Below are 12,283 nucleotides of genomic sequence, written 5' to 3' on the forward strand. Positions count from 1 at the left end.
AAAAAAAATAAAAAGAATTTTTTGGATTTTGGAAAAAATTAAAAAAAAAAAATTGGGATCATGAATTAGATTTTTTTTCAAAATTTGTGACACCCTCTCTTCTTGAAATTTAATTTTTCTATTTTTTCTTTCCTTCTTGATTTTTCTTTTTCTACTTTTTTTTTAAGTAATTGCTTTAATTAAAAAGTTTTATTATTTGTTTCTTTTCAATATCCTCTTAAAATTCTAAAATTATAAAACTAATAAAAACATAATATAATTATTCAATGAAAACAATTAATTTTTTAAAAACTATAAGGAACTAAACAATGAATTATGAACTTATTTTAAAAGATTTAAAACCAAGCCAAGAAGAAAAAGATGCTGTTAAGAAGACTAGCGATAAAGTAATATCTTTCATCAATAAAACCTGCGAAGAAGAAGGAATTGATGCAAAAGCTCATGCTGTAGGTTCTGTTGCTAAAAACACTTGGTTAAGTGGCAAATCTGATATTGACATTTTCATTAGTTTTCCTTATGATTGTGAAATGGAAGAACTTAAAGAAAAAGGCTTGTATTTAGCATATAAAACTAATGATGCATTAAATGGCAATGCATCAGAACATTATGCTTCACATCCATATTTAACCTGTGATATTGATGGCTTTGAGGTTGATATTGTTCCTTGCTATGATTTAAGTGGCGGCAAGCCTATTCGCTCAGCAGTGGATAGGACAATATTGCATACAAATTATATTAAAGCCCATTTAAGCAAGGAGCAGGAAGATGAGGTTTTGCTTCTTAAAAAGTTTATAGATGCTGTAGGAACTTATGGTTCAGAATTTAAGACTGGCGGCTTTGCAGGTTATTTATGTGAATTGCTTATTTTAAATTATGGCACTTTTGAAAATACCTTGAGAAATGCTCAAAATTGGAAATACAACACAGGCTTCGATTTGGAGAATCATGGCACATTAAAGGATTTTAAGAAAGACCCTCTTGCTTGCATTGATCCAACTGATAAAAACAGAAATGTAGGGGCTGCCTTAAGAATAGAAAGATTTGCTGACTTTATTGTAGCTTCAAGAAACTTCTTGGAAATTGCTGATGATGAAGAGATGGATGAAAGTGAAAAAGAAGAGAAGATTGCTGAATTCTTCAATCAACTTAAAAAAGATCATTTGGATAAACCTAATAAAGATATAGCACAGGATATCGTGGATTCATTTAAGGATAGGGAAACTCAAACTTTAGTTATCAAATTCAATATTCCTATAATGTCTGCAGATGCACTTCACCCACAGCTTTTAAAAACCGTTAAATCCATAAGTGAAAAGCTAGATTCTGAAGGATTTGATGTATTTAAGTATGATTACTGGACTGATGAAGAAAAGTTTGTCCTTTTCACTATAGAGCTTAATATATTTAAGCAAGGAAAATATTATGTACACAAGGGCCCTAAAGTATGGCCTAAAAAGCCTTGCGATAACTTTAAGAAAAAATGGGGAGATGCATTATATCCTTTAGATGATTTTATGGTATTGACAAGGGAAAGAAAATTCAACACTGCTAAAGGATTTATAGGGGATATTTTAGAAAATAATATTCATATAATAAAGGTTGGAAAGAGCATTAAAACTGTCATTAAGAATAGTGAAATTATGGAAATCGATGAATTCTTAAATGATTTGGATATTCACTTTAATTATGATCTTGAAAAGAAAAATCGTGTAGACTTGGCTTCTGATTATTTAAACTCTTTAGATGACTTTTTAAATCCAGGTCAATATATAAAGAGATAATTTTTTAATTGTTAATTCTAGAGTTGTTCTTTTACTTTATGTTTTTTTTATCTGAAAATTGTAGGAATATTCTTTTTGGATTTTTTTTTTTTTTTTTTTTTTTTTTTTTTTTTTTTTTTTTTTTTTTTTTTTTTTTTTTTTTTTTTTTTTTTTTTTTTTTTTTTTTTTATCAATTTTCAAAAATAATTATAAAAATCTTTTTTCTTATTTTTACATTCATTTTCATTTTTGATTTTTTTTATTAAATTGCTCATTTTTTATTAAGATATTATCATACTGTTTAAAAATATTTAAGTTAATTATATATTTAATTAGTTAACTTTATATGCCTTTGATAATAAAAATAAAATCGAAATATATTATATAATATATTAAAATGCTAGTATAATGTATTTTAATGCTGAAATTTTTTAATTTTGGTGTTGGAATTATTTCCAAATGAGTAATGTAACTAGGGGTAATAAAAAATTTTGCGAATAGGCTATTTTCCATTGTCTTGAAAGATTAGGTTTAAGATAAGGATTCATTTATCTATTTAAATCTTTATGGTTTTTAATGGATTAAATGAACGAAGTTTTTTTCTAATTTGTTACATAAGTTTAGTTGAATTCAAAAGTTTTTATTTAAATTTCAATTGTATTAAATGAAGATTTCTCAAACAACTTAGGTGAATTTATGGATAAATTGAAAAAGAAGATTTTGTTAATATTATTAGTTAGCATGCTAATATTTTCTGTTCAGTCTATTGCTGCAGCAGAGATTAGTGATGCTGGCGCAAGCGACAATATTTTTGATTTATCTAATGATATACAATCTGTTGATGCAGATAATCCTAACGAAGTTGTTGGATTATCAGACAGTTCAGTTTCACAGGATGAGGAAGTCATAGCAGCACCTAGTTCAGATGATGTTGTATCTGAAGGAGGAAACACCTTTACAGATTTAGAAAAGATGATTAATGAATCAACTACTGGTTCCCTTACATTAGATAAGGATTATGTTTTCTCTGATGGAGATGCAGATACTGGAATTGCAATCAATAAAAGCATTGTTATTGATGGTGCAGGATATACTATTGACGCTCAGCAATCTGCAAGGATATTCAATATTTTAGCTAAAGCAGCAAGTCCAAAACACACCATCACTCTTAAGAATTTAAATTTAGTTAATGGTGTAGCAGATAATGGTGGTGCAATCAATGTTGGCAGATACAATGAATTAAATGTAGATAATTGTAATATCACTAACAATACCGCTAACAATCGTGGTGGTGCAATTTACTCACCTACCGCTGAGTCCAATGTCAATATTATACGTTCCGATTTCAGGAACAATCGTGCAATATCAGAGAATGGTGGGGCTTTATATGGTTTTGATTATGTTATCAATATGTCCGAGTTTTATAATAACTCTGCAAAAAATGGTGGAGTAATTTACAGGGCTGGCGGTAACTTCAATATTTCTAATACCAACTTTATTAACAACTCTGCAAGTGAAAGTGGAGGAGTTGTTTATACTACCCGTACTAGTAGCCCTAATTCCGATTGTATTCGTTTCACTAACTGTAATCTTGAGTACAATAATGCTACTAATGGAAACGGTGAAGCAGTTTACCTTAAAGGCAGTTCCAGCGGAGGTCCAACAGTTAGATTCAATAACACAAATGTAATCGGAAACCTTGCAAAAAGTGATAGCGGTTGGGGTGGAGCAGTCTATTCTGACAACGGCCGTATATTTGCTTATGGATCTAGCCAATTTATAGGTAACAATGCAACTACAGGTAGTGCCATTTATATGGCTAGTCAGTCTGGACAAGGATATCTCTATCTTGAACTAAATGGTACAGTTATTTTAGACAACCAAGCTAATTCCACTGCTCTTCCTATGGATGCTAGCGGTGATTTAGAATCTGGTGAAAATGTTGTTTTCAACATTACATTCACTGGTAAGGACAATCTATTTAACGGTATTTATACGTTGTTCTTTATCATAATTTAATATTTTTGCAAAATAAGGACAATCTATTTAACGGTATTTATACGGATGTTTTTGTTAACAACTATTATTTCAATGACATAACCTATTGGAATGAAAAGGGCAGAGTGGTAGAAACTTTCAATACCCAACAAGCTAAAGATAAGAAATCATTCCAAGAAGCTGGAATTAACATAACCTTCAATATCACCAATAAGAAAACTGGTGAAGTGGTAAACTATACCATTAAAACCAATGGTACTGGTCAAGGGGATTTTAATTTCACTAAATTCGCTAAGGAAAAGAATTTGCCAAATGGTGCATATGAAGTTGTAGCTATCCATTATGAAGATAACTATTATACTGGAATCCTTTCTGATCCTATTGAAGTAAATGTTAAAAACCCTATCAATGTCACTGTTTCTAATGAGACTGGTGAAGGTAATGTCGGCGATGAGATTGAAGTTGAATTTACCGTAAACTCCACTGATGGCAGTGTTATTAGTGAGGGTAAGTTGACTGTTACTGTTAAGGGTACTGAGTATAGTGCTGATGTTAAGGATGGCAAAGCTACCTTTACTTTCGGTCCTTTCGATGAGGCATTTGAATTGAATGGTCTTGAAGTGACCTATAACGGCACCGAAAATTACCCTTCTGCAATCGGTTATCTTAACTTAACTGTTTCCCAAGTTAATGTCACTGTTTCCAATGAGACTGGTGAAGGTAAGGTCGGCGATGAGATTGAAGTTGAGTTTACTGTTACTGCTAGTGATGAAAGTGAGATTAATGAAGGTAAGTTGACTGTTACTGTTAAGGGTACTGAGTATAGTGCTGAGGTTAAGGATGGCAAGGCTACCTTTACTTTTGGTCCTTTCGATGAGGCATTTGAATTGAATGGTCTTGAAGTGACCTATAACGGCACTAACAAGTATGCTACAGCAGTAGGTTATCTTAACTTAACTGTCAAAAAGATTCCTGTAATTGTTATTGTCGAAAACATTACCTGTCACAATGGAGATGTCAAATCAGTTAAAATTACTGTAATTGAAGCAGAAACTGGTGAAGAAGTAACTGGAGGAGAGGTTACATACAGCATTGACTACAGCACTAGAAGATTAAGTGCAGATGGTGACTCATATCCAGTAGATGGTAGTGAAGCAACTGCTGAAACCACTCTTAATGGTGCTCCAGGTCTCTATGATTCTGAAGCAACTTACAGCGGTACTAACAAATATGAAGCTGGATCTGGTGTAGGTACAGCTGAAATATTAAAATTAAACACTACCACTGAAAGTGAAGATGTTTCAGGTAAAAAAAGGAGACACAACTGATATTACTGCAGATATTCTTGATGAAAATGGAGATCCTGTACAAAATGGTACAGCTACCTTAACCGTTGACGGAAAAGAATACACTGCTGAAGTAAAAGATGGTAAAGCAGTATTTAAAGGTGTAGAATTAACCGAAAACACTACTGCAACCATTGAATATGCTGGTAATGATTGGTATAATCCATCTAATACCACTATTGACATAACTGTTACTGAAGACCCAAGTCCAAGTCCTGATGAGGAACCAGATGAGGAGCCTGATGAGGAACCGGACGAAGAGCCTGATGAGGAACCAGATGAAGAGCCATCTAATGAGCCTTCTGATGAACCTCAACCAACTCCTGCTAAGACTGTAGCTATTAAAGACTTACCAGCAACTGGTAACCCAATTGCTATGCTCTTATTAGTATTAATGGCTTTAGTATCAAGTATATCTATTAGACGTCAAAAATAAGATTTTAAAAAGACTCTTTTCTTCCTTTTTTTATTTTTTTTAATTTTAATTATTTTTTGGATGTTTTAGTTGTTTTTTAGTTTTTTTTAATTTTAATTATTATTTTGATGTTTTAGTTATTTTTAATCTTTTTTCTTAACAGATTTTGTCTTTTTTTCTTGATGTTTTAGTTATTTTTAATCTTTTTTCTTAACAGATTTTGTCTTTTTTTCTTGATGTTTTAGTTATTTTTAAGTTTTTTAAATCAACTCTTAAATAAAATAAAAACATAATATTATTATTTATCATGCCTTAGAATTCAGGTGATGTGTATAAAAAAAATATTATTGAAGTTTTAGAAATTTAAAGAGTTGAAAAAATGAAAGTTAAAGAATCAAAAACTGTTAGAAGTTTTTTAGCAATTGAACTTGCAGAAGATTTAGTTCCTAAGATTTTAGATGTTCAAAAGGAGTTTAAAAAGACTAATGCAAATATAAAGTATGTTCCTTCTCAAAATATTCATTTCACCTTAAAATTCTTTGGAAACATTCATTCAGATATGATTGAAGACATTTGTGATGCAGTGGAAAGGATAATTAAAAATTATTCCTCTTTTGATTTAAATATTAAGAATTGTGGCTGTTTCCCAAATAAAAAGGTAATAAAGGTTCTTTGGTTAGGTTTAGAAGAAGGATCTCCAATTAAAGACCTGCAAAAAGACCTTGACAAGGAGTTTAAAAAATTAGGATTTAAAAAAGAGAAGAATTTCATTTCTCATTTGACTATTGGGAGAGTTAAAAGCCCTAAAAACAAAAAAGAAATTCAAGAAACAATTGAAAGATTGGAAAAGATTGAAATTGGCCAAATGACTGTATCCAAAATCTCTTTAAAAAAGAGTACTTTAACTCCTCAAGGACCAATCTATGAGGACATTAAAGTATTTGAATTAAATTAAACAATTTACTATTTTTTTTTAATTTATTTAATGAATCTCATGGTTTTTAAAAGTATTTAATAGGATTCGTAGTGAATCCTATCTTTATCAAATCTATCTGTTCCAGTATAATCCTCTGTCGGATATCCTAAAACTATTACAGAGTATGGAAAAACATTTTCTGGAATATTGAAATTCTCTTTCAAGTAATTCACTCTTTCCTCATCAGGGTATGTTCCAAGCCATACTCCACCGAGGCCTTCCTCTACTGCTTGCAGCAATATGTTCTCTGTACAGGCTCCCATATCCTGCTGAACCCATCTGTAATTCTCAAATTGACTTAAATAATCCTGATTGAATAGAGTTATGATACAGCATGTAGATGTTCTGGCAGGCTTTGAATATAAGCTCATGTTTTCTATCTTTTTGATTCCTTCCTTATCTTTAACCACTAAAAATTCCCAAGGCTGAGAATTGATTGCAGAAGGTGCTTGCATACCTGCTTTTAAAAGTCTTTCTATCTTCTTATCTTCTATTTCCTTATCTAAAAATTGTCTAATGCTTTTCCTTTTAAAAATTGCATTCATTTTATACACCTTTTTGAAATAAACTTTATCATTCATTAAATTATTTTTTTATCTATTTTCTTTTTCTTTATATTTTTTTCATGATTTTAATAGGAATATCAAGTAGTTATATGAAACAAAGATCACAAGAACCAATGCTATCACTGCTTGAATATAAAATAGATTGTTTAAAATGGCTAATCCAAAGAACTTATATGCCTCTCCTGTAGCAATTGCACTTATTACAAATGGAAATGTGAATGCTGAAAAAATTGGCATAAACTGCAGTCTTTCTAAAATTATGAATTTGATTGCTTGATAAATTGCAAAAACATAAAAAATGCATGCACCTAGATTAAGCTTAAAAAGTTTCCATCAATTGTCATCGCATTCACGTATCCAACAATAAGGATAGCGAAAATTGCAGCATAGATGCAAATGAATGGTTTATTTTTATCGTCTATTGCAGTAAACATAAGGTATCTGTAGGAGACTAAAATCAATGTTGGTATCATCATTATAAATCCAAAACAGAAGAAGATAAATCCATATTGTGATAAGCCAAATGCAGGTGCTGTAATGGCAGCCATTGTAATTCCAATATAAACAATCCACCAAGTTGCAAATACGGTTTTAATGTCAAAATTATTCAATACATATCTTTTAGTGAATATGATGATTATTGATAAATGTATTATAATTCCTAAAATCCATATTCCAAAGGCAATGCTTTGGGATAATGGGAGAAACAATGGCTTTAGATATGTGCTGAATTGCATTAATGCCATTGAAAATGTACCAAATGTGCTTAAGGCAATCAGATTATTCAATTCATTGTAAAAACCATTGAAATCCAAAACAAGCTTTAATAAAACCAAGAAAATTAGAACTGATCCGATTATAAAAAATATGCTGCTGTAATCTGTAAATATTTTGCCTAAGGATAAAATTGCTAAAATTAGACCTGTGATTGCCAGTGGCAGATTTTTTATAATATTCATAATATTAGTATAAAAAAAGAGCATAATAAAATTTTGCTAAAGTCTTTTAAAAAAATTCATAATTATTCCAATTTTTAATCGAAAAATAATTATTTTAAATTGATTTATTTGGATTCATATAGGAATTCATAGTGTTCTATATTATCCTCCAAATAAACGTCTGACACTTTTTCAAAACCTAAATCCTCATAAAATTTAGTTAAATAGGCTTGTCCTGAAAGCTTAATTCTATTTTTTCCTAAATCATCAATGATGAAAGCAATTGCATTATTCATCATGATTTTAGCAATGCCTTGTCCTCTATATTGCTTTTTAACGATTACTCTCCCAATGGCCATGTCTTCATATGCAATGTTTTCAGGAAGTATTCTTAAAACTGCTATCACTGTTGAATCATTATTGTCTTCCAAAAATAAGTGATAAGCATCTTTATCCTTATCATCCAAGTCTTGATATGGGCAATTCTGTTCAACAACAAATGCTTCTGCCCTTAATTTTAGAATTTCATATAATTCATTAGTTGTAAGTTCATCAAACTTTTTTAATTTCCAGTTTATGTAATCACGTCCAAAAAATAGTAGGATAGTTTAAAAAAGATATTTATTTTTTATATTTGATAATATTTATGATTATGAAAAATTTTAAAAAAAAGAAAAAAAGTAATTATTCTATAAAATAGAATAATTAAGTTTTTATAAATTCTGGAATTTATTCGTCTAATTTTGGAATTCCAGTGATTCTGAGTCCACCATAATGGGATCTGTATTTGATGTTTAATCCGATTAATAATGGAGTAATCTTTTCGATGATTCTGGATTTTTCCAAGATTCCAGTATCGATGGTTCTTACACCAGGGATTTTGTTGATGAGTTCTGCTGCAGTTTCTTTTGCTTCTTTGTCGTCTCCTGCAATTAAACAGTCACAGTCGATGTCTTCTGGAATGTTGGATAAGTGGGAGTTACTGATGTTACAGAATGCACAGATAACTTTTGCACCGGTTCCGTCAAGGATGGATGCGGTTCTTTCTGCTGCAGATCCTTCCATTAAGTCAATGAATCTGAATGGTTTTCCGCCAATTGCAGTTTCTAAAGGTACAGTTGCATCTAATACAATTTTATCAGTACAGAATTCTTTGATTCCTTCTACAGTTGGTTTTTGTGCTGCAAGAGGTACAGTAAGGATTAAGATGTCTCCTTCTTTTGCTGCATCTTCGTTTGCCATACCACACATCTTGGATAAGTCATAGTCGGAATATTTTTCTTTAGCTTCTGCTACAACTTCTAATGCTTTTTCCTCTTTACGGGAACCAACAATAACTTCTACACCTTCAATTGCTAATCTGAGAGCAATTCCTAAACCTTGTGGACCAGTTCCACCAATTACACTAACTACCATAGTATATCTCCTAAAATTTAATATTTAAAAATATTTTCAAATGTCTTTTGTATAAAGTCTTTGTGAATATATTCTGCAATATATTTATACATTTATTTTTATTGTAAAATGTTTATAAATTTTTCTTTTTAGTTTAATAATTTATCATTTATCCTGGTTAATGTTTAGTTAAAATTAAATTTATATGAATATTTTATAATTTTTTTTATTTTTTTTTAAAATTTTGTATAATTATTATTTTAAAAAAAATTAATATTGACATTTAAATTGATAAATTTAGGACAGTTTAATAAAATAGTCTTTTTGAACATTGGCCTTGAAAATTTTTAAAAAAAATAAAATTATGGTTTTTTTTACATAACATGGAGAAGGAAAAAAATTAAAGAAAATTTTTTAAAATTATATTTATTTTGCTTTTGAAATTTTGGTAATTTCCTCAAGACTTATTCCCGTAAGTTCAGAAGCTTCTTTAAGATCAAGTCCTTTTGAAAGCATATGGGTAATAATCATATGTCTGTCTTTTTCCATTCCCTTTTCTATTCCTTCTTTTCTGTTTTTTCTTCTTTTGTTTTATGATGATTCTTTCTATGTGTTTTCTAGCATCTTCTGTTAGCAAGTCTACCATTTCAAAACCTCCAATATCTTCGAAATCCTTTTCATTAAACCATTCGTGGGCAAAATTCATTTGAATTTCCAGCATATCTACTGTTTCTTCAGGTTTAAGAGTTTTATTAAGCCTTGTAAGTTGAATCGTTTCTTTCAGTGTTTCAATTTTTTTATTTTTATTCATCAGAGGACTCAATAAAAACAAAGCCTTTTCCTTATTTGACATAGGAATATTGTTTTTTATTTTGTAATAACTCTTATTTAAAGTTTGTTTTTGATTTAAAGCTTTTTACGATATTATAAGCATAGTAAACCCATCAAATTGATTGATTTTATTTCTGATAATCTCATGCTTGTCGTGAACAAGGCTAAAAATTGGATTAGTTAGGATAATTGGAGTTTTAAAATGAGGAATTAATTTGTGAAAAAATAGGGAAAATAAGAAATTTAAAAAAAGAAAATTAAAAAAATTAAAATAAGAAAATAAAATAAATGATAAAAATCATTTATTTAAATGTAAACTATTTTTCTAATATTCGTAGAATCCTTTTCCTGCATTGATACCTGTTTCGCCAGCATCTATTTTGGCCTTAAGCTTTGTAGCTATTTTTCCTTGGGTTGTTTCAGGGTCTTTGGATCTTGGGTCCATAATTATAATGTTATATGCAGTAGTAAGGCCTACAATATCTAAGATTTGGAAAGGGCCATTTGGTGAACCTGTAGCAAGTCTCCAAGTCAAGTCAATTGTTTCAGGGTCAGCAACTTCTTCTGCCCATAATGCTTGTCCTGCAGATAGGAATGGTACAAGCAGGGAATTGAGCACATATCCTGGTTGCTCTTTCAATACTTTGATTGGAACCATATTTATGTCTTCTGCATATTGGACTATAGCATCAAAGTATTGTGGGTCTGTTCCAGGGTATGGCATTACTTCCGCAGTGTTTTGAGCCCAGATATTGTTTGCAAAGTGGAATGCAAGATACTTTTCAGGTCTTCCTGTGTATTCTGCAAATTGGCTTGGGAGCAATGTAGATGAGTTGGTTACAACAATTGTCTTTTCAGGAAGATATTTTGCCAATTCTTCATAGAATGGGATTTTTTGATTAGGATCTTCTGCAATTGCTTCGATTACAAGATCTGCATCTTCTGCTGCTTCTTCATAACTTGTTGTTAAGGTTAAGCTGTCAAATGCTTTTTGAGCTTGCTCTTTCAATGCATCGATTTCTTCATCTGTTAAGTCAGGAGTTTTGCTGAATCCTCTGCAGTATGCAGATTTGTCGGTTTTCATTTGTTCCATGGTGGCTAAATAGATGTTTAACAATCTTTCAAATTTAGGTTTAGCCCTTTCAATGGAGCCTTCGCTTCTAAGCCAAACGGTTACATCAAAACCACAGAAAGCAGATTGATAAGCGATTTGACTACCTAATACTCCTCCACCAGCTACTACAACTTTTTTTAATATCCATTTGAATCACCTAATATTTTATAAACTATATGGAATCAAAAAAATTAAAAAAATAAATAACAAATATAGTTTACTTGAATACTATTATAAAATTTAATATATTTAAAATTTTATAAATGATTTTTTTTTAAAAAATAGCAAATGGGGGTTCAATCAAAAATTTTAGACTTTTCAATAGCTGTTTATTCATATTCATTTAATTCAACTGATTTTAATGACAAGTCAATGAATGTCTTAAAGAATTCATCATCCAACTTATCCAATCCCATCTTTTCTTCCCATTCCTTGTTGATTCCTTCTAGAATTGGAACCAATTCCTTTCCTTTTTGGGATAGTCTTAAAATATTATGTCTCTTATCTTCACTTGACTGCTGCCTTATGATTATTCCATTGTATTCAAGTTTTTTAATAGCTTTTGTAATAGCTCCTTTTGTAATGTATAAACTATCTGACAAGTCTTTTTGATTTAAAAAGCTATTGTTCAACATCTCTTCATTATGTATTCAGGCTATGCAAAGCACATGAATCAAGTTCAAGTCATATTTTGCCAAGGCATTGTTAAAATAAGTTTTATGATTTTTATGAAAAATAAACAGTAAGTCTCCTAAACGATTGTAATCATAAAATTCGGAATTGATTTTCTTTGTCATCATTTTCATTTTTATTGCTACAATTATTTAAAAATAACTGAATATTAATTGTTGTTTTAATAATGATTTTTTGATTGTAAAATATTTGAAATAATGTTTTTTTAAAATATTATTTTTTATTCTTTTTTATTATTTTCATTTCATTTT

13 protein-coding genes are annotated in these 12,283 nt (G+C 29.9%); 5 read left to right on the forward strand and 8 right to left on the reverse strand.

Annotated features, from left to right (window positions below):
- Nucleotides 1-308: 308 nt before the first annotated feature.
- From cca to thpR, 5 genes are all read left to right on the forward strand, one after another.
- Nucleotides 309-1,781, forward strand: coding sequence for a CCA tRNA nucleotidyltransferase (gene cca / locus QZV12_RS04720; protein WP_295617999.1), 1,473 nt, complete (start codon nt 309-311; stop codon nt 1,779-1,781).
- Between the two features lie 675 nt (nt 1,782-2,456).
- On the forward strand, nt 2,457-3,779 hold the full coding sequence (locus QZV12_RS04725; RefSeq protein ID WP_295618001.1) for a hypothetical protein: 1,323 nt from the start codon (nt 2,457-2,459) through the stop codon (nt 3,777-3,779).
- A 5-nt stretch (nt 3,780-3,784) separates the two neighbouring features.
- Nucleotides 3,785-5,086, forward strand: coding sequence for a hypothetical protein (locus QZV12_RS04730; RefSeq protein ID WP_295618004.1), 1,302 nt, complete (start codon nt 3,785-3,787; stop codon nt 5,084-5,086).
- Nucleotides 5,055-5,540 carry a hypothetical protein gene (locus QZV12_RS04735; RefSeq protein WP_295618007.1) on the forward strand — a complete coding sequence of 162 codons (486 nt, stop codon included), beginning with the start codon at nt 5,055-5,057 and terminating at the stop codon, nt 5,538-5,540. Before QZV12_RS04730 ends, QZV12_RS04735 begins: the two co-directional genes overlap by 32 nt.
- A gap of 358 nt (nt 5,541-5,898) precedes the next feature.
- The gene (gene thpR, locus QZV12_RS04740) at nt 5,899-6,474 is read left to right on the forward strand and encodes an RNA 2',3'-cyclic phosphodiesterase (protein WP_295618010.1); all 576 of its coding nucleotides are present in this window, start codon (nt 5,899-5,901) and stop codon (nt 6,472-6,474) included.
- 56 nt (nt 6,475-6,530) lie between these two features.
- On the opposite strand, the gene QZV12_RS04745 is transcribed toward thpR, so the two are convergent.
- The 8 genes from QZV12_RS04745 to QZV12_RS04780 form a co-directional block, all read right to left on the reverse strand.
- Nucleotides 6,531-7,040 carry a nitroreductase family protein gene (locus QZV12_RS04745; protein ID WP_295618013.1) on the reverse strand — a complete coding sequence of 170 codons (510 nt, stop codon included), beginning with the start codon at nt 7,038-7,040 and terminating at the stop codon, nt 6,531-6,533.
- A 78-nt stretch (nt 7,041-7,118) separates the two neighbouring features.
- Nucleotides 7,119-7,298 (reverse strand): hypothetical protein, encoded by a 180-nt coding sequence (locus tag QZV12_RS04750; RefSeq protein ID WP_295618018.1) that lies wholly within the window; start codon nt 7,296-7,298, stop codon nt 7,119-7,121.
- Nucleotides 7,299-7,369: 71 nt separating this feature from the next.
- Entirely contained in the window at nt 7,370-8,020 is a 651-nt protein-coding gene (locus QZV12_RS04755) for a hypothetical protein (protein WP_295618021.1), read from the reverse strand.
- Between the two features lie 104 nt (nt 8,021-8,124).
- Nucleotides 8,125-8,604 carry a GNAT family N-acetyltransferase gene (locus QZV12_RS04760; protein WP_366925539.1) on the reverse strand — a complete coding sequence of 160 codons (480 nt, stop codon included), beginning with the start codon at nt 8,602-8,604 and terminating at the stop codon, nt 8,125-8,127.
- Between the two features lie 124 nt (nt 8,605-8,728).
- Complete coding sequence (gene npdG / locus QZV12_RS04765) at nt 8,729-9,415, reverse strand: NADPH-dependent F420 reductase (RefSeq protein WP_295618024.1); 687 nt, start codon at nt 9,413-9,415, stop codon at nt 8,729-8,731.
- 475 nt (nt 9,416-9,890) lie between these two features.
- The gene (locus tag QZV12_RS04770) at nt 9,891-10,217 is read right to left on the reverse strand and encodes a hypothetical protein (protein WP_295618027.1); all 327 of its coding nucleotides are present in this window, start codon (nt 10,215-10,217) and stop codon (nt 9,891-9,893) included.
- 333 nt (nt 10,218-10,550) lie between these two features.
- On the reverse strand, nt 10,551-11,483 hold the full coding sequence (locus QZV12_RS04775; RefSeq protein ID WP_295618235.1) for a 3-hydroxyacyl-CoA dehydrogenase: 933 nt from the start codon (nt 11,481-11,483) through the stop codon (nt 10,551-10,553).
- Nucleotides 11,484-11,668: 185 nt separating this feature from the next.
- A complete protein-coding gene (locus QZV12_RS04780) occupies nt 11,669-11,974 on the reverse strand; it encodes a MarR family winged helix-turn-helix transcriptional regulator (RefSeq protein WP_295618030.1) in 306 nt (101 codons plus the stop codon).
- Between the last annotated feature and the right edge of the window lie 309 nt (nt 11,975-12,283).

Origin of the sequence: uncultured Methanobrevibacter sp. (genome assembly GCF_902769175.1) — an archaeon.
Lineage (GTDB): Archaea > Methanobacteriota > Methanobacteria > Methanobacteriales > Methanobacteriaceae > Methanobrevibacter.

What these genes read in the sequence shown, in the direction of transcription:
- cca (WP_295617999.1), top strand. Translation starts at nt 309, where the DNA reads ATGAATTATGAACTTATTTTAAAAGATTTAAAACCAAGCCAAGAAGAA.
- QZV12_RS04725 (WP_295618001.1), top strand. Translation starts at nt 2,457, where the DNA reads ATGGATAAATTGAAAAAGAAGATTTTGTTAATATTATTAGTTAGCATG.
- QZV12_RS04735 (WP_295618007.1), top strand. Translation starts at nt 5,055, where the DNA reads ATGTTTCAGGTAAAAAAAGGAGACACAACTGATATTACTGCAGATATT.
- thpR (WP_295618010.1), top strand. Translation starts at nt 5,899, where the DNA reads ATGAAAGTTAAAGAATCAAAAACTGTTAGAAGTTTTTTAGCAATTGAA.
- QZV12_RS04745 (WP_295618013.1), bottom strand. Translation starts at nt 7,040, where the DNA reads ATGAATGCAATTTTTAAAAGGAAAAGCATTAGACAATTTTTAGATAAG.
- QZV12_RS04750 (WP_295618018.1), bottom strand. Translation starts at nt 7,298, where the DNA reads ATGCCAATTTTTTCAGCATTCACATTTCCATTTGTAATAAGTGCAATT.
- QZV12_RS04755 (WP_295618021.1), bottom strand. Translation starts at nt 8,020, where the DNA reads ATGAATATTATAAAAAATCTGCCACTGGCAATCACAGGTCTAATTTTA.
- npdG (WP_295618024.1), bottom strand. Translation starts at nt 9,415, where the DNA reads ATGGTAGTTAGTGTAATTGGTGGAACTGGTCCACAAGGTTTAGGAATT.
- QZV12_RS04780 (WP_295618030.1), bottom strand. Translation starts at nt 11,974, where the DNA reads ATGTTGAACAATAGCTTTTTAAATCAAAAAGACTTGTCAGATAGTTTA.